Here is a 24,575-nt window from a genome sequence, read left to right as displayed (position 1 = left end):
CGTTCCCCTTTGGCGTCTACCTTTAGGAGAAGACTCGCTAACCTAATTCATAATTTTTACCCCACACCTGAACTTAAGCGGCTCGAAACAATAAATTTAGGTGTATAAAAAGACAACTAATTACGAATTACGAATTACGAATTACGAATTATTTCGTAATCCTCAATTGGAAATGTGCAATACAGCCTTACCAGGAAAACTCCTGTCGAGTAGCTTTTGGGCTACGTCAGCTATTTCTGTCCAAGAAGCTTCTAAATCAATGTGAGGACGCAACTGACCTGCTTCTACTAAACTCAAAAGCCGTTTTAGACCAACTGCTGCTGATTCAAATCTCAGTTCATCGAACAGACGTAAACCATACAAACTCACCCCACCAGTCCCGAAAAATTGGGCAGCGTTGAATGTTACTTCAGCTCCCCCAGATACTCCATACAGCACAGTTTTTCCATCCTGAGCCAGTAAGCCAAGAGCTATACCCAAAGTCTTGCCACCTACTGACTCTACAATTAGATGATAAGGGCCATATTCCTTTGCGGGTGAGAGGTCTTCACCAATCACCACTGATTGTGCCCCTGCTTCTCTCACCAGAGTCTCATAGCCAGCTTGGCGAATATGTGCCACGACTTGCGCCCCTGATAATCGTGCCAATTGAATCGCAAAGTAACCAACACCTCCTGATGCACCTGTAACCAAAACAGGCTTACCTAAAAGTGAACCGCCTTTTAGCACGGCATGGTAGGCAGTTAAGCCTGCCACAGGCAATGTTGCAGCTTCAGCAAAAGATACCGATGGCGGTATTTCTGCTAGGGTGCTGGTGGGAACAGACACAAGTTCTGCCCAAGCACCGCTGCGGCGCAAGCCGACTACACGCGCTCCTTGGGGAGGCCCTGACCCATCAATGGCAGGAGTTTCTATGATACCAGCCAAGTCCCAACCAGGCTGCCAACCAGCCTCAGCAGTGGTCGAACGTTTGACCTCTCCCCGATTCAAGGAAATCGCCGCTACCCGCACTAAAGCTTCATCTGAAGCAGGCTGTGGTGCAGTCACTTCACTTAGTGCCAAACGCCCTGGCACATTGGGGTCAACAATCACAGCACGTATTTTGCTCATAAGGTTGCCCTGGCTTAGAGGTTAATTTGTAGATCATTGGTTCGCAATTTAGTGCTTGCAATAGATCAACTTGATAGATTATCTATTCTTTCTTTACTTTAAATTCCTGCAACTAGGTTAACGATATTTAATAAACTACGGTAAATTGATAAATTTAACGTAGTTTATAGTACGTAAAAAGAAAATTATCACAGAAAACTAGAACAATCAAGCATCTTGGGAAAAGATTTGTTTCATCAATATCTGCATCTATTGCTGTGCTGTAATCTAGCCCCTGTGAAATGTTTTCCTTAAACTGTGACTTTCGTGCCATCAAATTTAGTAAAGGTGAAGCCCTGGAATCGTTCGTTGTAGCCTAGTCTTTCATCCCTAAGGAGGCTAATGGCAACTTCTTCTCCCAAAGCCAAGGCAGCTGAACCATCCGAACGCCAATGGATACCACCGTTACCGCGACCAATAGCATAGTTAGTTGCTAGTTTATTTAACTCACCGCCTATGGTCAGAGGTGACCCGCTGTAGGAAATTACTTTTGTGGGGTCATTGGGGTCAGGTATGACTGGGTTGGGGAAAACATAGTTCTCGTCAAAGAATGCTTTTAACAGTGTGACATTGACAGCAGCAGTAACAGCAGCACCACCTGTATAGGAAGAATGGATTGGCGCACCTTCTGGATATGCTTGAGGTAACAAATAAGTACCGAAGGTTCCGAAGGTCGAAGCTAAAGCTTGGGAATTTAAGACCTCAGAATTAATCGGATACTGGGTTTTATTGACTATATTGTTGTAAATTAGCCCACCATATGCCTCTGGACGCAGAATGCGGTGTACATAAAACTTCTGCCAGTATGATGCTCTAATCGCACGTGAAGTACCCAAGGGGAGCAAGGCTTGTAAATGTCCGACTGCAAAGGTGGCAGCAGAACCAACTTGGGTCTTGGAATTGACATAGGGGTTGCCTGGATTCAATGGTGCGCCGATACTACCAAGAATCAAGGAGGCTCCCACGTAGGTAGGACCGCCGATATGAGCATACTCACCTAAATCCCGAACCGTGACTATGTAACGGTTAATAGGATCGTAGTTAATTGTCTTGCCTGAACTCCCTCCATTCTGGACGGTCAGCCATTCATTAAAATCGATGAGAAAGTCATTGCCAGGAAGAGCAGTACGAATTAGTGCTGAAACAGACTGGGTTCCCCAAACAATAGTCCGCAGCAGAAATTGTGAGATGTAAGGCCCTTCTAGTACCCCTGGTGGAGTAACATATTTTGTACTATTACCAGACGAATCCTTGCGATCGACGTAGTTGACGCTACCACGAAATAAAGTTTGAGGAGTTACAAGGCCATTTTGTTTTGGGCCTCGGAACGCCGAAAGCTTGTTCAGGTCTGCGACAGCTGCCAAAACTTTTGGGTCGTCTGTATTGTTTTGGAACTTGGAATAAGGTACATCACGTAGTAAGGCTTGCCAGTAGAGTTCAACAGCTTCAGCAGCCCTTCTTGCACTAGCTAGAGGTGGTGGTGGTGGAACTGCTATCTGGGCTGCATTGATGCCTTCCAAGCTAATTGCCAGAGGTCCTTGAGGATTGACGAGTTTTCTAGTGCCACCCAAAATGATATTTTCAAAATCATCTGGGTTTTGCGTTTTCAGTGCTTTGGTCAGAGAGTTGTAAGCTTCCAATTTGACCTCGCCCCGCGCATCGTGGGGTAGTCCCCTACTGTCGGAGCCGATTTTGTTGGGATATCGCTCCTCGTCACCGTTGGTAGGATGCGGCGGAATGGGAATATTCCTTTCGAGTCTTGCTGCTTCAACACGTACTCGAAAAGCTTTATCAACAAACCTTTCATAGTTGAACCGTGACCTTCCAGAACGTCCGAAAGGATTTTCGGCTTGGGCAATGTCTCCTCCCTTTTTGGAGGACACAGTTGAACCTAAAATACCTCCAACAGCGCTGGCGACTGTAAATAAACCTACACGACCGAGAAATGAACGTCTACTACCACGACTAAATAAGAAGCGTCTGCCACCTGAACTACCTACATTGGGTTTCTTAGGCTGTTTTATTTCGCTCTGAGTTTGAGCATCCTGACCAGAATTTTGGTGAGAATTGGGATCTACTTGCATCTCAAGATATCTCCATTGGCAAAAAACAATACAAAAATCCAGTCATGAGCGAATCAATGAGTAACTTTAAGTCACACATTTGGAACACTCATCACTTGAAAAAGAGAGTAATCTTAGCGAATTTGTTATGAAACTTGGAGCTGCTCTACTGGAAAGTAATTTGCACTCTTAGTTATTACTCTGGGCATTTACTTATCCTATTCAAGGCTCGATCGCATAGCTGTTAGACTTTTACAGTTTTCATCAACTCAATAGCATACTCTGTGGTTAAAGCATTGCTGCGATCGCATAGCTCAAACCACGATTCTTTTCCAGTTCGACAAAATACTGCAAGACTATCGAGTTACCGATGTTTGCAGTTATTAAATCAAACTTTCTCACAAACACCTGTGAAAATCAAGTAGTTTTTACAACAATTTAGGTATTACTCTTAGTTTTCTTTAAAAGCAAAGCTGTTTTTTAAGGCAAGAGGCAATTAACCTTTCCCTATTGCCTATTGCCTATTGCCTGTAGCTTTGGCTCGATATGACTATGTAACTATGCCCATGTCTACATAAATTGGATGTACTATTTTTTTGATGGTGCGTAGTTTTCTACTAAAGACATAAGCTCCTACAATACAACAAGCACCACCAAAGAATAAAGCATTGGTTACACCGATGCGATCGGCCAATCCTCCAAAGAATAAATTCCCAAAAGGTAGGACTCCTAAAAAACCAGTTGTAAATATACTAGTGACTCTACCTCTTTTATTTTCATCAACAATAATTAGTTGGAGAAAATTACTAATGGAAGCCAAAGTTAAAGTAGTATTCATGCCTATAAAAAACATAAACACTAGACAAGCTTCCAAATTTTTGATGCGGGAAAATACGATTAATGATAAACCTAAAATTCCCGCAGAACGTGCCACAATGTCTTCCAGCCCTATGGCTTGTTTTCGGGAAACCAGATAAAATCCTGAAATTATAGATCCAAGTGCTGAAGCTGTCATCAAAAATCCCATAGTTTTAGCATTACCGCTCAAAACTTCTTTGGCAAAAATAGGCATTAAATTTACGTGAGTCATTGCCATGAAACAAATGACAATTTGTAAAGCCAATACAGATTTTATAGGCAGAAAGTCATAGGCAAAAACAAAGCCTTCTTTCAGATTTTGCCAAATTTTGGTTTTTTGCTCTGATAAATTTTTCAGAACAGGCTTGACTTGGATGGTTAAGATAGCAGATAAGAAGGGCAAATAACTAATACTATCTACTAAAAAGCATGAAGCGGCTCCGGAACTTGCAATTAGTAAACCCCCAATCATTGGACTGACAAATTTAGCAGTATTAATTAAGAATGAATGGGAGGCCATTGCACTGTAAATATCAGCCTTTTTATCTACTAGTCTAGGAATAATTACTTGACGTGCTGGTAGATCAAAAGCTTTTACCGTTCCTTGGAGAGTGCCAATAATTATAATCCAGGCAACAGTGATGCGATCGCTAATAGTTAAAAATGTTAGTGTAGAAGATAAAATAATAGATGCTAGCTGAGTAGTTAGTAAGACATATCGTAAATTCCAACGATCTAACAATACTCCTACTACAGGTGTAATAATCAAGCCCATAGCTTGATTTGTGAATCCAGCTATACCTACTAAAATAGCTGAATTAGTTAATTGATAAACCAACCATACTAAAGCGATTTGTGTCATCCATGAGCCAAAAAACGATAAGCTCTCCCCGATAACGAAACAAGCAACATTCGGAGATTTAAGCGCCGATGGAAGTTCAAAAGACACAAATTTTAATTTGTCTTTTGGAAAATTTTCTCTATTACTTGGTAACATCAGCTTTTCCCTATTTGAAAATGTTTGTAAGCATGTTTTTACCGAATTAATACGGGATTAATATGGGCACACGCTCAACCCAAGGTTAGGCGTTTAATTCTTTACTGATTTCGCTAATTCCCCGACGCCTTTATAGTCTTGGCAATAAAAAAAGACAGCAATTTTATCCTCTTGTTCTGAGAAGAGGAATCTGGAAGACTTATACAAAGTCCTCAGAATGTTTTTGATAAAGCTTCGCTGGGCTTGTACATCACAAGCCCAGAACAATAGTTAACTTTGCTTAATATTAGATTAGCAGAAAGTTTGCATCCTTAGTATTTGTTCAAAAAAAAGCCACTAATACAATTAATGCACAGTGACTAAAAATCATATCATGTCTGTTGATGAACGACAATTATCTCAAGACGAGGGGATAAGGGGGATGAGGGGTATGAGGGAGATGGGGAGATGAGGAGAATAACCAATGCCCCATGCCCTTGTTTGGTAAATTCTTCGTTGTCTCCTCATTGAGAACATTTATTGAACAGAATTCAGAACTCAGGAGTCAGAATTCAGTATGAATTCTGTACGACTGGGTAATGAATATTGGTTTAAAACCGTACAACTCTTGGAGACGCTATCGCGAACGTCCTGCTGCGCTAACGCCCGCAAGTGGCGCGAAACTAGTATTAAATTTTTTTCACTCATTTAAAACTCTATCCCTTCCCTACGGGACGCTCCGCGAACATGGGTAGAGTATTCTGAATTCTGAATTCTGAATTCTGACTCCTTTTTATCTGTTTTATCTTTATGAAACTCAAGCGTTATTTCTGGATAGCTATTTTAAGCATCATTGCATTAATAGGTGTGATGATGCCAGGCAAAACTCAGGCACATACATCAACAAATACCCTATTTCAAACATCTACAATTAGCGCTCTGGCAGCAGGAATTTATGAAGGAAATACTAATTTCCAGCAGTTAAAAAAATACGGTGATTTTGGTTTGGGTACAGTCAATTATCTTGATGGGGAAATGATTGGATTAAATGGGAAATTTTACCAGGTTAAAGCTGATGGAATTGCGTCCATCATTCCTGATTCCACGATTAGCCCTTTTGCGACCGTCACCTTTTTTAAACCAGAAAAATTAATTCATTTAGAAGGGCAGATAAATTATCAGCAATTGCAGGAATCTTTAGACCAGCGCTTACCCACTAAAAATTATCCTTATGCAATTCGTATTCAAGGTAATTTTCCTTATTTGAAATTTAGAAGCGTTCCCAAACAAACCCCGCCCTATCGTCTTTTGGTAGATGCGCTGAAAGGACAATCAGTTTTTGAATTAAGGAATGTGAATGGTACTTTAGTAGGATTTCGGACACCAAAATATATGCAAGGAGTAAATGTTAGCGGCTATCATTTTCATTTTTTAACTGCAAATCGAAAAACTGGAGGACATATTTTAGATGGGCAGTTTCAAAATGCTAAAGTAGAGATTGATACTATATCCAATGTTGAGATGAATTTGCCCAAAACTGCTGAATTTGACCAAGCTGATTTGGGAGATGGCAGACCGAACGGTAAGTAAATATTTTTGGATCAAAGCTATGTCACTATCAGAAACTATTGCCGAAGAAAAAGATACTCGTCCCCCTGTGGCAATTGGTCATGTGAGATTATATGTGAGTAATGTACTGGAAGCTAGCGAATTTTTCGTCAAAATAGGGCTGCGGTTAATTGCTCAATCAGAACAAGTAGCTGTTTTAGAATTACGGGGAGGAACGCACTTAGTTTTGAGAACAACACCAGAGGCTATTCCTTTGGGAACCAAAGCGCCTTTTGATTTGATGGTAGATGATGTTTTTGCTACTAGAGATGTTTTTAGAGAGTGGGGACTGACTGTTTCTGAGGTGGAACCAGGCAGAATCCACAGTTCATTTACCTTGACTGGGCCAGACGGCTATATATTGACGTTCAATTCCTCGCATACAGGTGGTAGAGAGGTTTAATCTGGGGACTGGGGATTGGGGACTAGGGACTGGGGAGATGTAGAGATAAGGTGAAAGATTTATTGCAAGTTTTCTCCCTGTCTTCTTGTCCTCTTCCCTATGCCCAGTCCCCAGTCCCCAATCCCCAGACTAGCCAACGATTACCCAGTACATTCCATCTGGTGCAATTAATCCAAAAGAAGGTTCGCCAAATTCGTTAGGAACAATGGGTGTAACGTTCGTAGCGTTGCTGGCGATCGCGTGTTGATGAAAAGCCCCAATATCCTCAACTTGATAAGTGAAAAGGCTTATGCCCAACGAACCTGGTTGAGCGTATTCGCGGCGATCGCTCGTAGGATAAAGTGGGCTATAAACTTGAAAAACTCCGACATTGGTCTTTGGTGAAGCGAAAACCGAAAGATAAAATTCTTGCCCTTCATCAAGCATCAAAATCTGCTTAGTTGATGGATTTTTATAGCCGGATAACTTGGGGTTATTCTCTGACGGCACAAGTCCAAAAACATCTGTGTAAAAAGAGGTGAGGCTGTGGTCAGAAGTGATGAAACTTGAGTGAGTTCCCTCACTCACTAATAACCCAGAACTGGTATTAATGGTACCGTAACCAGGACGGTCATAGTTATATCGCTGGAAAAATGCCTGTCGTGTCTCCTTGCCAATCACAAACATTTCCCGGACACCAACAAAGCGGTTATATAATCCCGTCCCTACATTACCGATAAATTCGATGCCCCGCACTGGTTCAGTATAAATCCAGTCTCCGCCGCTGGCTTTGTCGTCGGCAAAAGCATCTGCGATCGCGTAAATATCTTGAGTCAGAGAAGCAAACCAGCGGCTACCTTCAACCACTGGCAATGTATCACCTAGACCTTCATTGCGTGGTTGTTTCCACCACATTACCCGCACCAATCCATGAGCCGATGAGTTGCCATTTTGCAGTCGCAGCGATGTTAAATCTGAGGCATGACCATAGAGTAATTTTGCCTGTTCTGCGGAAAATTCTCCTCTCTTGACCTCTTGATAGCCGAATTCATTCCAATATTTTAGAGTAGCTTCAATATCCTTTGATCCAACACAATTTTCAAAAATCCCACTAATCATTGTGATTTACCTGATAACTACAGAAAATTTACATTATTTAGGATAATTGTGGTGAGAAAATTGTGAAAATTTGCAGCATCCAAATCCCTGGCTTCTTTGAGAAGTGCGGATCTAACTTTTTATTAATAATTAATAATTAATAATTAATTATTAATTATAACTATAGTTCAATGTGCTTCAGTTAAGGGTTGATTCTTTGTCGAAGTCAATTTTTTTAACGAACCGCCTTCGCGCAGCGTCTCGTAGAGAAGGACGCAAAGGACGCAAAGGAAGAAAAGGAAGAAATGCTGAACTTAACTGTATTAAAGTATAGTTTCGACTTTGGTTTGTAAATCGTGTTATTAACAGGACTTACGCAACTGGCATAGGCGATCGCTAATCAAAGTTAAGGCTTAACTTCTGAAGGAGTCACAGCAGCATATTGTTCAGAAGAAAGTGTTGCTTGTCTAACATCAATCTTCTTAGTGATAAATTTTTGTTCATAGAACAAGTCAGCAATCTTCTGCTGTCCGGACAAAACTTCTTCACTTAACGGTCTTAATGTGTAACGCCTGCGCTTTGATACGAGTTCTAGTGTGGGAACATCAATTTTTGCTTCCGGCGAAATCAGTTTGGCTACTTGCTGCGGGTTGGCTTCAGCCCATTCGCCGATGTTGTTAACTTCTGACAAAATAATTTTCACGACCTCAGGATTATCTTTAACGAAATTACGTGAGCCTAACCAGTAGCCTCCTTGGGTGGTAATTCCCTTACCATCCCGGATGATACGAACTCTATTAGTTTTCTCAAATAGAGCGAGGTGGGGGTCGCCAATTACAGCTGCTTCAACGCTCTTACGTTCAAATGCTGCACGAGTTTCTAATGGTGTGAGGTTGATGTGTTTAATATCGCTAAGTTTTAGTCCTGCTTCTTCCAGAACTTTTATAACGAAGTATTGTTGTGCTGTAGCTCTTTGAAAGGCTAATCCCTTACCTTTGAGGTCAGCTATTGTCTTGATGGAAGAGTCTTTCTCCACTACTACAGCAGTTCCCTCACCAGTTCCAGGTTTGCTGCTAGCAACATAAACAAAAGGTACGCCAGATGCTTGAGCAAAGATAGGCGGAGTTTCACCCACAAAGCCGAAATCTACACTTCCCACATTCATTGCTTCTAGAAGTTGCGGCCCAGCAGCAAATTTTGACCATTCGACTTTAATCCCCAGTGGAGTTAAACGTTTTTCTAACACTCCTTTAATCTTGAGTAGATCTCCCGCGGTCATATAGCCCATCTGTAGGACTTTTGTCTTGGTGCTATTAGAGGCGTTAGCTGCTTTTTCTGGTGTATTTGGCGCTTTACAACTGACTAAAGTTGTGGATAATGTGAATACTCCACCTACTAAGAATAGTAGAAAGGAATTGAATAGCTTGAAGTGAGATTTGCTGGATATTTCTACCATAATGCACTAGTAATTGTTGAATGTTGTTGTTTTTTCAGCACAAAATATTTGCCTTTTGTGCTAATGACAATTGGCTGAAAAGTTATATGAAAGTTGTAGCCGATTAATTCAATTAAGCAGCTTTACAAATGGTGGATAATCCAGATCGACTATTATTTACGGTAAGTCGATATGATTACAGTATTTTGTGGTTGCACGGATATTATCATAGACTCTTTGAAGAATCAAGCAGCAGAACAAACGTTAAGTAGCTAATGGCAACACTCAGTTAAGGGACTTCCAGTGAAAAAAACATCCCATCCCTGGGGGACGCTCCGCGAACTTAGGTAGCACAGCTGTGCTACCCGAAAAATGTACAAATAATTTGGGATAATTTATTTTTTGGAAGTCCATAAAGGCCAAGACCTTCACGGCAGATGCTTTTTGGGCTAAAAATTAATCAAACTAACTCAACATACTCAATAATTGTTCCATCAGGATGCATAGCTCGCATATTAACTCCGGTGGGGACTTTGTTAGGTTCCGTCAGAATTACTGCGCCTTGCTGAGTCAGTGCTTCTCGAAAATCATTGAGTGAGTCAACGAGAAATGTTGCGTGTGTACTTTTGAATGGAGAGAGTGCTTCAGCTGAACCGGCAATTAAAAGAATAGAACCGACGCCAGCCAGTTCCAACTCAGCGTCGGAATATTGAAACCACAACCAACATTTTTCTGTAAAGAGGTTTTCATAGAAAGCGATCGCCTCATCCAAGTCTATGGGACTAAGATAGACTCTAGTTAGTACTTTAAGAATTTGCATTGCAACCTGTCTATTAGGCAGCTATTGTATTCGATCGTGCGAATAAAGAGTGCTGAGTTCCGTTAATTGCAGGGGGCGTTTACCCCGTGCGATCGCCCACAAGGGGTGGGGTATCAACCTTCTCCTAAGAAAAGGATTCCGCCCAGAGGGGGAGTTACTCTTACCAAGTACATCAGTAATGAGTAAACTTATTTACTCAGCACTCAGCACGGGCTAAACGCCCCGTTACTGCTAACAGCACTCAGTACTGATGAAAAAAGTCTTCAACTCTGTGTTCACCTAGCTCAAGATAACGCTACTCGCTATCACTCAAAATGCATTTCATTTCTACACCTTTAGCCCCGCCTCAGTCATCTGTATGGTTATTACGAATATATATACATCATTAAGCATCAGTACCTAATTTCAGTAGCGATGGAGGACGATCGCTTTGTCAGAGAGTGGCAGGTTTGAATCCCCCACAGATAGCGTAGCGGTAGCGAGTCCACCAGGGTCTTAATTCTGACTCGTGAATTCCGAATTCTTCTTCAACACCTTAATAAATTTATTTAAAGTTGTTTGATATTGGTCTCCAGCTACCCAGAACAAATCGTTATGACTAGCCTCTTCAATCCACAAAGAAAGTTTTGGTGATGATGCAGCGGCAAACAATTTTTCTCCATGAGAAAAAGGAATAATTTCATCAATTTTACCATGTACTACTAATACAGGACAGTTAATATTTTTGATTTTGTCAAGATTAGAGAATTTATCAAAAGGTAAAATCCGAAATGGCACTATTACTTGAAATGCTGAGATAAAAGTACTTTCAATGATTAAACCTGCTACTGGTCTTCGGGCTGCTAAATTTACAGCAGAACCACCCCCAACAGAACGCCCCCAAACTATAATTTTTTGGGGTGATATTTTTAAGTCTTTTGTCAAGTAGTTGTAGGCGCTATCAATATCCTGATAAGCATTATTTTCTGTTGGGATGCCTTCACTCGTACCATAACCACGATAATCGTAAGATAAAACACTAAACCCCCAAGCGTGTAATTGCTCTAGAGTTTGTTTGATATTACCTAAATCTTCTGCATTACCGTGAGCATAAAGAATAGTATAATCAGCTTGAGGATTAAACAAATATCTAGCAGAAATTTTTGTATTATCATTACTTATCAATTTGATAATTTCCTGACTATCCTGATAACTAGATGATTGTGGAAGAAAAATCATGCTGTCTGCTCTAAAATAGACATATACAGCAAAAAATATATAAATAAAAAATATGGATTTCATCAACCTTTGCCAAGTAAAATCGCCGATTATTATTTTTAGTAATTGTTTTTTATTCATATTTATTTATAAATCACAAAAAAAAGAAATTTTATCAAAATACATCCTGCAAGAGAACTGATAACTTCATTGTTTACATCTTTCCCCATTCTTGAGTCAGGCTAACAGATGTGGTATAAAATAGCGATTAAGGTTTTTTGATCAAAATTCTACATGAGAAAGACGCGATAAATCGCCGTCTCTACAACAATCAATTCTTTGTAGAGACGGCGATTTATCGCGTCTCTTGCTTAACCGAACAGTATTGGGTAGGCGCCGACCCCATTTGAAACATAAAACTTAAAATATGTTTATTATCCTTTAAAATCATTTGCAGAGATTTAGGTACGACATATGGCTGATATTGTTGATATTGCTGTTAATGCTGAGTCTTTCAAAACACTAGTAGCGGCTGTACAAGCTGCTGGTTTAGTAGAAACATTAAAAAGTCCTGGGCCTTTCACCGTCTTTGCTCCCAATGACGCTGCTTTTGCCAAGTTACCACCCGGAACTATTCAAACTCTGTTACAAAATATTCCTCAGTTAACGCGGATTTTAAAATATCATGTCGTTTCGGGAAAGCTGTTGCAGACAGATTTGGCACAACTCGGTACGGTGAATTCTGTGGAAGGTTCACCGATTAAAATTAGTTGTTCTGATGGTTTTGAAGTTAAAAATGCCACAGTTTTGGCACCAAATATCGAAGCTGATAATGGTGTGATTCACGTTATTGATACAGTGATTTTGCCCGGTTAATTCAGTCAGGGTGGGTGTTTCCCACCCGATTTATGCAAAATTTTTATGACTCATTAGGATTCACTATTGTTACTATAAGAAATTAGTTTAATTATTTAAATTATGTTAAACTTTCAATTTTCATACTCTCGATATATGCTAAGGTAGATTTCATTATTTAGAAATAAGTTACATTATATATAGGTTGCTAACACTATCCCCAGGATCTTAATGTTCGATTTCAACACCTTAGCTGAATTCTCTCGCGCCAACTGCGTGACTATTTGTGCATTTCTTGTACCAGCAAATTTGTTGGTGACAATTTTGACAATGGTTCTGACAGTGCTACGTCGCCCATCACATCAAATCTGGCAGTCTGCGGGAATTGCTAGCTTTTTCGCTTCCGTGATGCTATTGCACGTATACACTTGGTTTATGGTTGGTGTGGTGATGGCTCCTACTTATATCTTGATGTCTCTAGCAATCACCTGTTTGGTGATTAATTCGGCAGCAATTATTTTTCACAGACGCTACGCTAACATCCCCAGTCTTTCTAACAATGTCTGATATTTTTTTGTCATTTGTCATTTGTCCGTTGTGCTTTGTTAAAAAAATAATGACTAATGACTAATGACTAACGACCAATGACTAATGAGTAAACCGATTGTTTGGGTACATGGAGACTGCCTCAGTCCATATAATCCCGCATTACAAGAATACCCTGATGCCCCCGCTATTTGGGTTTGGGACGAGGCTTTGATAGAAGAATGGCAACTCAGCCTTAAACGGTTGACGTTTATTTACGAATGTTTGCTAGAGTTACCTGTTGTCATCCGCCGTGGAGATGTGGTAGAAGAAATTTTGGCTTTTGCTGAAGAACACAAAGCAGACTTAGTGGTGACAGTAGATAGTCCGAGTCCCCGGTTTGATGATATCTGCAATCAAATTGAGCGTTCCATAAAAGTGGAAGTACTAGAGGTGGAAGCATTTTTTGATTATGATGGCTATATTGATTTGAAACGGTTTTCGCGCTATTGGAAAGTGGCTCAAAACTATGTTTTTGAGTAGGTTACAGCAATTTTCATGTATTTGAACCACATCTGTAGTAGGGGCACAGCATTGCTGTGCCCCTACCGCGTGGTCTATTTACCTGAAAATAGCTGTAATTGTAAAATTGTGATGATTGGCGATCGCTAAAAACTTACACTATTTTGAATTTTTTTGGGTTGCGAGTGAATCAATCTCTCGCAATCATTTTTCATATTGGTATTAGATTCCCGACTTATAGCGATTTTCATTTGAATGAGATATATGCTAGGGGCGCACAGCTGTGCGCCCCTACGAATTGTCTGTACTCCACGCAATTGCAAACTGCTATATATTAAAAATTGAGAATTCTATTGTTTACTTACAAGACTGCTTCAAACTTTTGTAATTTTCTGGATGAGTGAGAAAATAGTCTTGGAGCCATTGACATCCTCGTGAGAGTAAATCATCCAATTGCAAACTCCATAAAATTACTTTATCATCCTTACTAGCAGAGGCAATAACTTTTCCATCATGACTAAAACTGACGCTGGTTACTGAACCTTTATGTCCAAGCAATGTAGTGATGGGAATTCCATCTTTTTTCCAAAGCTTGATAGTTTGGTCATCACTACCAGAACCAATCATTTCTCCATTAGGGCTGAAAGCGACGCTATTTACTGCACCGCTATGTCCAGTCAGGGTAGCAATTAAAGTTCCGTCTTTTTTCCAAAGCTTGATAGTTTGATCTTTACTTCCGGAAGCAATAATTTTACCATCAGGACTAAAACTAATACTATTAATACCTTTTCTATGTCCAGTTAGGGTACTAATTAAAGTTCCATCTAGCCGCCGAAGTTCAATAGTTCCATCATCATCACCACCAGAAGCAATAATTTTACCATCAGGGCTGAAACTGACACTTGTTATCCAATTTTTATGCCCAGTGAAGAATTTAGTCGAGGGTTGAATTAAAGTTCCGTCCCACTTCCAAAGTTCAATAAATCCTTTATCAGTACCAAAAGCAAGTATTTTTTGGTTGGGGCTGAAACTAAGGCTTGTTACCTTTGTATGCTCACTCAAAGGATAAATTCGAGTACCATCTTGCTGCCATAGTTTAGCAACTAATTGATTAGTAGCAACGGCAATAGTTTTATTATCGGGGCTAAAACTAATACTATTGACCCAATCTTGATGCCCTGTGAGGTTAGCAATGAGAGTTCCATTTCGCTGCCATAATTTCACAGTACCATCGTTACCACCAGAGGCTATTATTTTACCATCACGGCTGAAATTTAGACTAGTGATACCGCCTTGATGCCCAGTTAATGTAGTCATCATATCTGCGTTCAGCTTCCAGAGTTTCACAATTCCGTCTTCACTACCAGAAGCAATGATGTTGTTATCTTGACTCCAAGTCACACTAGCTACCGAATCACCATGCCCAACGAAGGTATTAATTAGAGTACCATCTAGTTGCAAGATTTTTACAGTTTGGTCACTACTACTAGAAGCGATTGTTTTACCATCTCGGCTGAAACTAACAGCATTTATCCTACTTGTATGTCCCTTGAAAGTTCTAATTAGAGTACCATCTTTTTTCCAAAGTTTAATAGTTTTGTCATCGCTAGCAGAAGCAATATTTTCTCCATCATGGCTAAAATTAATGCTTGTCACCCAACCTTCATGTCCAACAATTTTTTTGATGAAAGTGCCATCAATTTTGTATATTTCAATATTTCCCTCTTCATTTCCAACAGCAATAACTTCACCATTAGGGCTGATATTGGCGCTGGTGATTGCATTCTTTTGGAGTGAGATAGTTTTAATAAGAGTATTATCTAGCTGCGAGAATTTTATAGTGCCATCTTTGCTGATACAAACAAGAGTATTATCAGAAATGAAAATAGCACTGACTAACCAAATTTTATCCTTAGATAAAGTTTTAATAAAACTACCATCTCGATTCCAGAGTTGAATAGTTCCGTCTTGGCTAGCTGAAGCAATAATTTTGCTATTGGGACTAAAGCTGATACTTTTTACTTTATTTGTATGACTAGAAATAGTAGCGATCGCAGTTCCATTATTATGCCATAGTTTAATAGTTCCATCATCGCCACCAGAAGCAATTATTTTACCATCAGGACTGAAAGTTAGATGATTGAGTGTTGTTTGACCACTATCAAATTGATTATATTCATGAATATTAGTGAGAATATTCAGTAAAGCAGATAAAGGAGTGATTGTTTGATATTCTCCCAAAGAAAACTGATTTTTCACAAGATATTTTAAATCTTGTCCAGCCTTCATAGCTAAAAGTAAAGCTTCCAGTTGTTTAGATTGGAATTGTTGTGTGGCGTTATAGCCGACTTGTGTAAGTCTTGTAGCTTCCTTCGCAGTGTGTAGTTGATTTTGTCCCACAATCACACTGATTAAAATCAGGAGAGTTGCGATACTTCCACCAAACCAAACTATATATTTTGCTTTTTTATTCGCCTGAGCTAATTTTTGTTTAGCGATTTGATTAGCTTTAGTTAATCGTTCACTAGCTTGGGCTAATTGTTGGTTAACTTCAATTTGTAATTCCGTAGCAACTTTTTGGCTTTCTTGTAAAAACTCATAATCCAAATTACTTAAACTTTTGCCAACCGCCCATCCTAAAGCTTCATCTAAAACTTTCCCTTGTAATAGCCAATATGAATCTTGTTGAGAGTTCAACCAGTTATTAATTGCTTCACTATAAGGACGGAGTTTATCTAATTCTTGCCTCAGCCAGGTTTGATTAAAAATTGCTTGATAAATAGGATTATATACTTTTAAATAACCATCTTGTTTGACTACTAAACCTGACAACCTTAATTCTGTTTGTTCTTGACTGCCATCGATCAAAACTCCCTTGTTTGAGTGTAAAGCTTGCTGATATAATCCCAATAATCTGCCAGCTTTGTGTTCATTTCGTAAAAGGCGATCGCGGATTGTTCTTAAATGCTCAGGTTCATCCTGACTTTCCCAATTATCGATGATATAATTTTGAACTAATTCATTAACATTTAGATAGCTACTCTCTGTTTCTTCTACAATTAAACTGCATAACTTCTGAGTTAAAAATGGTTGTCCACCAGTCCAGTTTAACACACCTTGGAACACCGTTTCTGGATTCTCTACCTTATCCGCTAACCCTGGAATTAATGCATTTTTTGCTTCTGCAAAGCTAAACCCAGTTAATTCTATAGAACTACCAATATTAAACGGCGTGCGTTCTCTTTCCTGAATCAAATCTCCTGGTGTAGCTACTCCCAGCAGACAAAAAGTTAAACGCTCATATTTTGAAGATTCAGCCCGGAGATTATAGCAAGCGCGAATTAAAGCAAAAAAATCATCCTTAAATTTACTCTTGATTAAACTATCAATTTCATCAATAAAAATAATAATATTAGAGCTAAACTTATTCAACAGCAACAACTCTAAAAGTAAATTTAACCTCTGTATCTCTGTCCAAGAATCATGCTGTAACCACCAGCTATTAAAATCGATATCATCTATTTCAAAACTAGATAATAACTGATTCGCAAAACCTTTATACCATTTTTCTGAACTAGTATGACTACCAAGAATAGTTAAATCAATAGAAGCACATTTAATTCCTATCGCCTTAAGTTTTTTGATTGTTTGGACTCGCAAACTAGATTTACCCATCTGACGCGAGTTAAACACAAAACAATATTCCCCAGCTTTCAGCAACTCAAAAATTTGTCCATCTGCTTTCCTAACCACATAAGTGCGATGATTAGCATTTAAACTTCCACCAACCTTATAATAACTATTAAACTCCATTCCTCCTCTCTGCGCCTCTGCGTGAGATTTTTTTAACGAAAACTAATTACAGGTAACTGCCAAAATATTCCTGATACAATCTACACCGTGCCATCACACAATTACTATTAAACTTAACCACCCCCATACTATCCAATTGATAAATTTGCCGATTTTTTCGTTCCACTTTAATCCCTTGAATATCACTCACTATCTCCTTAAATACTCTCCCCAACTCTGGATTTTCTTCAAAAGTCTCCAAATGTCGGCGTAAGTGTTCACTATAAATTCCTGTATCTGTAGTAGCCTCTTGTAGCAATTCCCCAATAGTGACATCCTGACAAACCAAATAATAAAGTGCTAACCGCACCAAATAAGGATGTCCCCCAACTAAAGACATAATCGGCAGAATATTGTTACTATCCAATCCATGCCGGATAGCTAAACTCTTCACCTGTTCTTCAGTAAACTCTTCCAATTTAATTGGTAATCCCACATTAAAAGGAGATTGATTAATATCTAAGCGTCCATAATCTTCCGTAGAATGTGCTACTAATAGTCGCAACTTTTCCCATGTCTCCGACTCATTAGCATTTTCATTCCAGTTACGTAACATCGGAAAAAAGTTTTGATAAATTTCTGGGTATTCAAATAATTTATCTACCTCATCTAAAGCTAAAACTAAAACACCATCCAATTGTTTGAGTAAACTTTGAAATATCCGAGTGCAGTTTACCATACTGGGAATATCCGTATCCCACATTGTTAACGGAGGTGCTGAAGATAATTGATTAATCACATAAGCATAAAAACTGCGGAGAAAATCATTAGCGTTAATAAATTTATTTGTTTCTATTAAACTAAAATTTAAATAAACTGTACTATAACTACTTTTTTTAGCTTCAGCCATAATTCTTTTCAGCAGCGAAGTTTTACCCATCTGCTTAGGTGCTTTAATCCGAATTAGTGCGCCCGCTTCTTTAATAGCAGTAAAACAACGAGATTCAACAGGAGAACGTTCTTGATAAAAAGCAGAATTTAGTGGTTCTGCTCCTTCTGGAAAGCGGATATTCTGGATAATATGCCCACATTTTTCTAAAGCTTTAACACTAACTAACTCCGGCTTATATTTAGCAAACATCTCAATCAAATTACACCGATAATCTGGTTCCGTTTCCGGAGGAAAGCCAAATTTAGTAGATATATTTCTGAGTTGATGACTAGCTGTAGAACGATGGGTAGCACCAAGTTCCTTAGCTATCTGTTCATCTGTTTGTCCTGCTAAAAATAAAGGCACTACTTTCTTTTGTTTCGGTGTCAATTCATTCTGATATATTTTTTCAAAATTTTCTTGATTGTTCGGCATTTTTCTAGTTATGATTCATCCATTTTTAACTACAGTACTAAATCCTAAGTCAGGTGGGTTAGACGCTCATGTTATCTTTATTGTTACAAATCATAATGACGATGCAAGAAACTTTTCGGGTACTTGACTTTGTGTCACTCACAAACAAACATTAGACTATTTTAGTGGCAGTTATATTTCTCCAAATAAAAAATAATATATATGACAAGAAGACAAGTAGCGATCGCCAAAAAATTTCATATTTACTTTAGCAAGTTTATGGTAGATATTGACAATGGTGAAGAAAACTTCACCTTAATAGCTGTGTAAGTGAAATAGATGAACTTTTTATCAAATATGCAGTTGTCTATAAATTTGATTTTAAGATGAATCTTAAGAATCAACTTTGATTTTTATCTGTAGCGATCGCGCTGATTTTGATAAAATATTTGATTCGCAATTATTCCAAAAGCCTTGTTTTTCAGAATTGACGGAGAAAATTATGCAACTCAAATCAATCATTTCTCTATTAACTGGCTGCGCTTTGACCGCTGTTTGCACCACTTCCATAGTTAGTCAAGCCAAAGCTGATGATGAAGTTCGTTTTATCTGTGCTTCAGGTTACGACCAAGAAGCTAATCTACGCGTGCCCACTACTTACGCTTGGACATCACGAGGGAAAATTGCAATTATCCGTTGGAAATATGGGTGGTTTAATAGTAAGACTGTTACCCCAGAACAGCGTTGCGAACAAGTATCGTCTCGATTCCAGACTGCTTACAACAATCAAAGTCTTGCTTATATCACTAACGGTACAGTCAACAATCAACCAGTGATTTGCACAGCCAAAGAAGTAGATGCACCTTGCAATACCACACTGCTAACTCTACGACCTGAAGACGATCCTCTACAGATTCTTGAAGAACTTAAAGAAATTCTTAGAGGGCGTGCTACTAAACCGATAGAACATAGTTCTAAACAAGAACCAGTTTACTACAAAATTGATATTAAGAAGTTTCTGCAAACAACCCCCGTTGAGAAAGAATAATATCAAGTTTCAATTGAAATCTCCTAGCTGAATCATCAGCCGCTAGGGGTTATAAACCCCTAGCTAAAAGCTCAAGTCATCTGGAGATGACTTGATAAAAATTTCAGTCCACTTGAGTGGACTTAAGCTATTAGCCTGTAACTTCGAGTTCCAGGCTGGATGAGTCACTTTATCCAACTACAAAAATGAACAAATTTAATTCGTTGATCCTCGCTATCTTAAGTACTTATTTAGTACTCCCTACAGTCTATGCTACGACATCCCAGCAGTTATCTAATCAACCTAACTTTATACTTGCTAATACCTTATCATCAGAACAAATCCGTCAATTAGCCCAATCTGTTACTGTTAAAGTCTTGAGTCGGAATAAAGGTGGAAGTGGAGTATTAGTTAGCAAACAAGGAAAAACTTACACTATCATAACCAACGCTCATGTTATTAGTAGCAGATTAAACTTCAGCCTGATAATCCCAACACCTACTTTTCACGGGGTGATGTTTACAACTTTCAGTTGAAGAATTACCAAGCAGCACTAGCAGATTACAATCAAGGTATTAAACTCCAACCGGATAATGCACAAGCATACTTTGCACGGGGGGTTGTCCGTTTTCAGTTGAAAGATTATCAAGCAGCATTGGCAGATTTAAATCAAGCAATTAAACTTCAGCCTGATAATGCCAACGGCTACTTTTTTCGTGGTGTTATCTACCAAAAGCAAGGGAATGATAACGCCGCACTATCAGATTACAACCAAGCGATCGCTAAAGATGCAAAATTAGTACCAGCTATCATCAACATTGGCTACATAAAATACGAAAATGGAGATGTAGATGGGGCGATCGCGCAGTGGGAAAAAGCTGTTCAGATTAATAGCAGTTTAGCAGAACCACAAATGGCATTAGCAGTGGCTTTATATGCCAAAGGTGAGCAACAAAAAGCTCTCAATATGGCACAAGCCGCCTTGCGTTTAGATAAAACATGGGCTGATGTCGAGGTTCTCAAACAAAATCTTTGGGGGACGCGTTTAATTGATGAGGCACGAAAACTCTTGGCAACTCCTAGTATTCAAGCTTTTATCAAACATTAACTTAGATTTAAAACTAATTCCAAATTTACTACAGATTAAATATCCACTTGCAATTATGAATCATTATCAAAAAATTCTCATCGCCATTTTAAGTAGTTTGTTCATACTCCCTAACGCCTACGTTGCGAAATCTCAGCAAATACCTAATCAAGCTACTTCTGTATTGGCAAATAACTCTCTATCACCAGAACAAATCCGTCAACTAGCCCAAGCTGTGACTGTCAAAGTATTAAGTACTAATAAAGGCGGAAGTGGAGTATTAATTAGTAAACAAGGGCAAACTTACACCATTTTAACCAATGCGCATGTTATCAATAATAAAGAAAGCTATAAAATTCAAACACCAGACGGCAAAATCCACACAGCTACAGTTATCAGTCGCGGTAATTCTTTAACAGGTAATGATTTAGCCGTCTTACAATTTCAGTCCCAAAAAAAGTATCAAATAGTAGCTTTAACTAGCAACTCAAATGTATCTGAAAATCAACAAGTATTTGCTGCTGGGTTTCCTGATGATGGCAAAAAATTAGTTATCAGTAATGGCAAAATTTCCCTGTTATCTACTCAACCATTAGCTGGGGGTTATGAAATTGGTTATACCAACGAAATTAGACAAGGAATGAGTGGAGGTGCTTTATTAAATCAAGCAGGTGAATTAATCGGGATAAATGGATTAACAAACAATGCTATTTTAAATGAAGCTTATTCTTATCAAGATGGAACTCGACCGAGTGCAGAACAACTTCAACAATTGAGACAACTAAGTTTTGCTGTTCCCATTCAAACTCTAGTAAAAATTGCACCTAATTTAGCAATTATTCCTCCACAGTGGCGGAATCAGCAACAAGCAACAAGACCAGTAGGTAACACCTTTGTTGATAAAGTTGATAGGATTTCCGAACAGATTACCGTGCAGATTAACTCAAAAAATAACGGTAATGGTTCAGGAGTAATCATTGCTAAACAAGGACAAACTTACTATCTAGTCACTGCGGCTCATGTAGTCAAAAAACCTGACTCTTACGAAATTATTGCTCCAGACGGTAAGCGATATGCAGTGCAGCCAGAGAATATTGTTAAGCCAGAGGGATTAGACTTAGCACTTGTTAAATTTACCAGCAATCAAACATACTCCGTTGCAACTATTGCCAAATATAACCTATATTCAGCAGTCAAAAAACCGTGGATATTTTTATCTGGTTTTCCAGGAAAAGAGGGCGGCAAACGGAAGTTTACAGCAGGGTTACTTAGTTCAAGAGAAGTAGTATTTATCCGTACCGAAAGTCTTGAATTATTGAATCAGGTGATTAATTTAGGCTACGAGATGACTTACTCAAATCTGACACAACCCGGAATGAGTGGGGGAGCAGTGCTAGATACAATGGGACAATTAATTGGTATTAACACAGGTATTGATCGAAATCCGTTGAAAGATCAAAAGGATGAAGTTGAACTAGGATTAGGTTTAGGCGTGCCAAGTGATAGTATTTTGAGTCTAATCGCAAAATCGGGGTTGAAGCCAGAACTGTTGAAAGTAGTGACTAAAGCACCCCCAAAACTTACAGAAGCAGAAATTTATTCCCTCCAAAATAATTCGTTATTTACCGTCCAAAAGCCGTTAGAAAATGCTAGTGAGTACGATTGGCTGAATTATGCTAATCAACTATGGCGATTAAATAAATATTCAGAAGCAGTGGAAGCTTTCCAAGAAGCTATTAAGCTCAAACCAAGTTTTTATCAAGCCTATTATGCTCTTGGTGTAGCACTATTTTCTCAGAAAAAATATCCAGAAGCCCTGGCAGCTAGTGAGCAAGCAATCAAAATTCAACCAGACTATGAAGTTTGGGCATTGAAATCTATTTCGCTGATCCAATTAAAAAAATACTCAGAGGCGCTAGCAGCAATTGACAAGGCAATTGAATACGAAGATACTAATGTTTACTTTTATGTATTACGCAGTCAGTTACTGTCGAGCTTAAAACGCTACCCAGAGGCTCTAGTGGCGGTGACTAAAGCTATTGAGATGAAGCCACTATCTAACTACTACACATCACGGGGTGGTATCCGCTATCTGTCAAATGATTATCAGGGAGCATTGGCTGATTACAATCAAGCAATTCAACTTGACCCTGACTCCGCCGAAAATTACTTATGGCGGGCTAATGTCCGCTCTCTGTTAAAAGATAATCAAGGAGCGTTGGCTGATTGCAATCAAGCTATTAAATCCCAGCCTGATAATGGAGATGGCTATAGTTGTAGAGGTAGCGTCCGTTCTGATTTGAAAGATTATCAGGGGGCGCTGGTTGATTTAGACCAAGCTATCAAATTCAACCCTGATGATATTAGTTACTACTTTGATAGAGCTAAAGTACGCTATATTTTGCAAGATTATAAGGCGGCATTGGCTGATTATAATCAAGCTATTAAAATCCAACCTGAGTTGCCTATTGTCTACACCCATAGGGGTAGTATGTACAGGAAATTGAAAGATTATAAGGCGGCATTGGCTGATTATAATCAAGCAATTCAACTCGACCCTAACGATGCTGTAGCCTACAGCTATAGGGGTGATATCTACGGGGAGATGAAAGATTATCAAAGGGCGCTAGCAGATTTAGCTCATGCTCTTCAACTTCAGCCTCAATTGCAAGGAGCCTATTTCATTTACTTAACTCGAAGTGATATCTACAAGGATTTGAAAGATTATCAAGCAGCATTAGCAGATGCAAATCAATTGATTAAACTTCAGCCCAATAATGGAAGTGGCTACTTAACTCGAAGTACTATCTACATTGAGTTGAAAGATTATCAAGCAGCACTAGCAGATGCAAATCAATGGATTAAACTTGAACCAAAGGATGCAAATGCTTACTTATCCCGAAGCATTATCTACAAGGATTTAAAAGATTATCAAGCAGCATTAGCGGATGCAAATCAAGCGATTCAACTCCAGCCTGATTTGGCACAAGCCTACTCAGTCCGAAGTGGTGTCTACCAGAATTTAAAAGATTACCAAGCAGCCCTAGCAGATTTAGATCAACTTCTTAAACTTCAACCAAATGATGAAATATCTTACGCCATCCGAGGTATTATTCACTATCAGTTGAAAGATTACCAGAGGGCGCTAGTAGATTTAGATCGTGCAATAATACTCCAGCAAAACGATGCAATGGCCTATTTAGTACGGGGAGATATCCACAAGGAGTTAAAAGATTATCAAGCAGCACTAACAGATTATAATCAAGTGATTAAACTTCAGCCTGATAACGCAAGAGGTTACTTAAAGCTGGCTGGTATTCACTCTCAGTTGAAAGATTATCAAGCAGCACTAACAGATTATAATCAAGTGATTAAACTTCAGCCTGATAATGCTGAGGGCTATTTTTTGAGGGGTGTTGTCTACCAAAAGCAAGGAAATGATAATGCTGCACTATCAGATTACAATCAAGCGCTTACTAAGGATGCAAAATTAGCGGCAGCTATCATCAACATTGGCTACATAAAATACGAAAATGGAGATGTAGATGGGGCAATTAGGCAGTGGGAAAAAGCTGTTCAGATTAATAGCAGTTTAGCAGAACCACAAATGGCATTAGCCGTTGCTTTATATGCCAAAGGTGAGCAACAAAAAGCCCTAAATATGGCACAAGCAACCCTGCGTTTAGATAAAAGCTGGGCTGATGTCGAGGTTCTCAAACAAAATCTTTGGGGGACGCGCTTAATTGATGAAGCACGAAAACTATTGGCAACTCCTAGCATCCAGGCTTTCATCAAGCAGTAACTTAGATTTAACACTAATTCCAAATTTACTACAG

Annotated in this window: 19 protein-coding genes; 10 read left to right on the top strand and 9 right to left on the bottom strand. The window is 39.0% G+C overall.

Annotation, left to right across the window (positions count from 1 at the left end; translation table 11 throughout):
• Window positions 1-162: 162 nt before the first annotated feature.
• From IQ276_RS02370 to IQ276_RS02360, 3 genes are all read right to left on the bottom strand, one after another.
• On the bottom strand, window positions 163-1,110 hold the full coding sequence (locus tag IQ276_RS02370) for a zinc-binding dehydrogenase (protein ID WP_193920957.1): 948 nt from the start codon (window positions 1,108-1,110) through the stop codon (window positions 163-165).
• Between the two features lie 290 nt (window positions 1,111-1,400).
• The gene (locus tag IQ276_RS02365; protein ID WP_193920959.1) at window positions 1,401-3,233 is read right to left on the bottom strand and encodes a vanadium-dependent haloperoxidase; all 1,833 of its coding nucleotides are present in this window, start codon (window positions 3,231-3,233) and stop codon (window positions 1,401-1,403) included.
• Window positions 3,234-3,762: 529 nt separating this feature from the next.
• Complete coding sequence (locus IQ276_RS02360) at window positions 3,763-5,067, bottom strand: MFS transporter (RefSeq protein WP_193920961.1); 1,305 nt, start codon at window positions 5,065-5,067, stop codon at window positions 3,763-3,765.
• A 789-nt stretch (window positions 5,068-5,856) separates the two neighbouring features.
• Here IQ276_RS02360 and budA point away from each other — a divergent pair.
• Window positions 5,857-6,636, top strand: coding sequence for an acetolactate decarboxylase (gene budA / locus IQ276_RS02355; RefSeq protein WP_193925940.1), 780 nt, complete (start codon window positions 5,857-5,859; stop codon window positions 6,634-6,636).
• 19 nt (window positions 6,637-6,655) lie between these two features.
• Window positions 6,656-7,057: a VOC family protein gene (locus IQ276_RS02350; RefSeq protein ID WP_073639154.1), complete on the top strand. Its 402-nt coding sequence runs from the start codon at window positions 6,656-6,658 to the stop codon at window positions 7,055-7,057.
• 129 nt (window positions 7,058-7,186) lie between these two features.
• On the opposite strand, the gene IQ276_RS02345 is transcribed toward IQ276_RS02350, so the two are convergent.
• The 4 genes from IQ276_RS02345 to IQ276_RS02330 all read right to left on the bottom strand — a co-directional run bounded on the left by IQ276_RS02345 (window position 7,187) and on the right by IQ276_RS02330 (window position 11,727).
• Window positions 7,187-8,155: a VOC family protein gene (locus IQ276_RS02345; protein WP_235115363.1), complete on the bottom strand. Its 969-nt coding sequence runs from the start codon at window positions 8,153-8,155 to the stop codon at window positions 7,187-7,189.
• Window positions 8,156-8,540: 385 nt separating this feature from the next.
• Window positions 8,541-9,590, bottom strand: coding sequence for an aliphatic sulfonate ABC transporter substrate-binding protein (locus IQ276_RS02340; RefSeq protein WP_193921351.1), 1,050 nt, complete (start codon window positions 9,588-9,590; stop codon window positions 8,541-8,543).
• A 439-nt stretch (window positions 9,591-10,029) separates the two neighbouring features.
• A complete protein-coding gene (locus tag IQ276_RS02335; RefSeq protein ID WP_190876538.1) occupies window positions 10,030-10,389 on the bottom strand; it encodes a VOC family protein in 360 nt (119 codons plus the stop codon).
• 495 nt (window positions 10,390-10,884) lie between these two features.
• Window positions 10,885-11,727 (bottom strand): alpha/beta hydrolase, encoded by an 843-nt coding sequence (locus tag IQ276_RS02330; protein ID WP_193921349.1) that lies wholly within the window; start codon window positions 11,725-11,727, stop codon window positions 10,885-10,887.
• A gap of 137 nt (window positions 11,728-11,864) precedes the next feature.
• On the opposite strand from IQ276_RS02330, the gene IQ276_RS40000 reads away from it, so the two are divergent.
• The 4 genes from IQ276_RS40000 (at window position 11,865) to IQ276_RS02315 (ending at window position 13,509) form a co-directional block, all read left to right on the top strand.
• The gene (locus IQ276_RS40000; protein WP_255264294.1) at window positions 11,865-11,996 is read left to right on the top strand and encodes a hypothetical protein; all 132 of its coding nucleotides are present in this window, start codon (window positions 11,865-11,867) and stop codon (window positions 11,994-11,996) included.
• Between the two features lie 64 nt (window positions 11,997-12,060).
• Window positions 12,061-12,462 (top strand): fasciclin domain-containing protein, encoded by a 402-nt coding sequence (locus tag IQ276_RS02325; protein WP_190876540.1) that lies wholly within the window; start codon window positions 12,061-12,063, stop codon window positions 12,460-12,462.
• A 210-nt stretch (window positions 12,463-12,672) separates the two neighbouring features.
• Window positions 12,673-13,008, top strand: a complete 336-nt coding sequence (locus IQ276_RS02320) for a hypothetical protein (protein WP_190876541.1) — start codon at window positions 12,673-12,675, stop codon at window positions 13,006-13,008.
• An 84-nt stretch (window positions 13,009-13,092) separates the two neighbouring features.
• Window positions 13,093-13,509 carry a putative universal stress family protein gene (locus IQ276_RS02315; protein WP_193921348.1) on the top strand — a complete coding sequence of 139 codons (417 nt, stop codon included), beginning with the start codon at window positions 13,093-13,095 and terminating at the stop codon, window positions 13,507-13,509.
• Between the two features lie 336 nt (window positions 13,510-13,845).
• Here IQ276_RS02315 and IQ276_RS02310 read toward each other — a convergent pair whose 3' ends face one another.
• On the bottom strand, window positions 13,846-17,301 hold the full coding sequence (locus IQ276_RS02310; RefSeq protein ID WP_235115362.1) for a WD40 domain-containing protein: 3,456 nt from the start codon (window positions 17,299-17,301) through the stop codon (window positions 13,846-13,848).
• A gap of 46 nt (window positions 17,302-17,347) precedes the next feature.
• Entirely contained in the window at window positions 17,348-18,646 is a 1,299-nt protein-coding gene (locus tag IQ276_RS02305) for an AAA-like domain-containing protein (RefSeq protein ID WP_193914358.1), read from the bottom strand.
• Window positions 18,647-19,031: 385 nt separating this feature from the next.
• Between IQ276_RS02305 and IQ276_RS02300 the strand changes: the two genes are divergently transcribed.
• The 4 genes from IQ276_RS02300 (at window position 19,032) to IQ276_RS02285 (ending at window position 24,541) form a co-directional block, all read left to right on the top strand.
• Window positions 19,032-19,673: a COP23 domain-containing protein gene (locus tag IQ276_RS02300; protein ID WP_199342285.1), complete on the top strand. Its 642-nt coding sequence runs from the start codon at window positions 19,032-19,034 to the stop codon at window positions 19,671-19,673.
• Between the two features lie 185 nt (window positions 19,674-19,858).
• Window positions 19,859-20,188 carry a S1 family serine peptidase gene (locus tag IQ276_RS02295; protein WP_193914356.1) on the top strand — a complete coding sequence of 110 codons (330 nt, stop codon included), beginning with the start codon at window positions 19,859-19,861 and terminating at the stop codon, window positions 20,186-20,188.
• On the top strand, window positions 20,185-20,760 hold the full coding sequence (locus IQ276_RS02290; protein WP_193914354.1) for a tetratricopeptide repeat protein: 576 nt from the start codon (window positions 20,185-20,187) through the stop codon (window positions 20,758-20,760). Before IQ276_RS02295 ends, IQ276_RS02290 begins: the two co-directional genes overlap by 4 nt.
• Window positions 20,761-20,815: 55 nt before the next feature.
• Entirely contained in the window at window positions 20,816-24,541 is a 3,726-nt protein-coding gene (locus tag IQ276_RS02285) for a serine protease (protein ID WP_193914352.1), read from the top strand.
• The last annotated feature ends 34 nt before the right edge of the window (window positions 24,542-24,575 follow it).

It is taken from the genome of Desmonostoc muscorum LEGE 12446 (assembly GCF_015207005.2).
Lineage (GTDB): Bacteria > Cyanobacteriota > Cyanobacteriia > Cyanobacteriales > Nostocaceae > Nostoc > Nostoc muscorum.
The sequence above is the reverse complement of the archived record's forward strand: the minus strand, read 5'-3'. Positions and strand labels throughout refer to the sequence as shown.

What these genes read in the sequence shown, in the direction of transcription:
- IQ276_RS02370 (WP_193920957.1), bottom strand. Translation starts at nt 1,110, where the DNA reads ATGAGCAAAATACGTGCTGTGATTGTTGACCCCAATGTGCCAGGGCGT.
- IQ276_RS02365 (WP_193920959.1), bottom strand. Translation starts at nt 3,233, where the DNA reads ATGCAAGTAGATCCCAATTCTCACCAAAATTCTGGTCAGGATGCTCAA.
- IQ276_RS02360 (WP_193920961.1), bottom strand. Translation starts at nt 5,067, where the DNA reads ATGTTACCAAGTAATAGAGAAAATTTTCCAAAAGACAAATTAAAATTT.
- budA (WP_193925940.1), top strand. Translation starts at nt 5,857, where the DNA reads ATGAAACTCAAGCGTTATTTCTGGATAGCTATTTTAAGCATCATTGCA.
- IQ276_RS02350 (WP_073639154.1), top strand. Translation starts at nt 6,656, where the DNA reads ATGTCACTATCAGAAACTATTGCCGAAGAAAAAGATACTCGTCCCCCT.
- IQ276_RS02345 (WP_235115363.1), bottom strand. Translation starts at nt 8,155, where the DNA reads ATGATTAGTGGGATTTTTGAAAATTGTGTTGGATCAAAGGATATTGAA.
- IQ276_RS02340 (WP_193921351.1), bottom strand. Translation starts at nt 9,590, where the DNA reads ATGGTAGAAATATCCAGCAAATCTCACTTCAAGCTATTCAATTCCTTT.
- IQ276_RS02335 (WP_190876538.1), bottom strand. Translation starts at nt 10,389, where the DNA reads ATGCAAATTCTTAAAGTACTAACTAGAGTCTATCTTAGTCCCATAGAC.
- IQ276_RS02330 (WP_193921349.1), bottom strand. Translation starts at nt 11,727, where the DNA reads ATGAATAAAAAACAATTACTAAAAATAATAATCGGCGATTTTACTTGG.
- IQ276_RS02325 (WP_190876540.1), top strand. Translation starts at nt 12,061, where the DNA reads ATGGCTGATATTGTTGATATTGCTGTTAATGCTGAGTCTTTCAAAACA.
- IQ276_RS02320 (WP_190876541.1), top strand. Translation starts at nt 12,673, where the DNA reads ATGTTCGATTTCAACACCTTAGCTGAATTCTCTCGCGCCAACTGCGTG.
- IQ276_RS02315 (WP_193921348.1), top strand. Translation starts at nt 13,093, where the DNA reads ATGAGTAAACCGATTGTTTGGGTACATGGAGACTGCCTCAGTCCATAT.
- IQ276_RS02310 (WP_235115362.1), bottom strand. Translation starts at nt 17,301, where the DNA reads ATGGAGTTTAATAGTTATTATAAGGTTGGTGGAAGTTTAAATGCTAAT.
- IQ276_RS02305 (WP_193914358.1), bottom strand. Translation starts at nt 18,646, where the DNA reads ATGCCGAACAATCAAGAAAATTTTGAAAAAATATATCAGAATGAATTG.
- IQ276_RS02295 (WP_193914356.1), top strand. Translation starts at nt 19,859, where the DNA reads ATGAACAAATTTAATTCGTTGATCCTCGCTATCTTAAGTACTTATTTA.
- IQ276_RS02285 (WP_193914352.1), top strand. Translation starts at nt 20,816, where the DNA reads ATGAATCATTATCAAAAAATTCTCATCGCCATTTTAAGTAGTTTGTTC.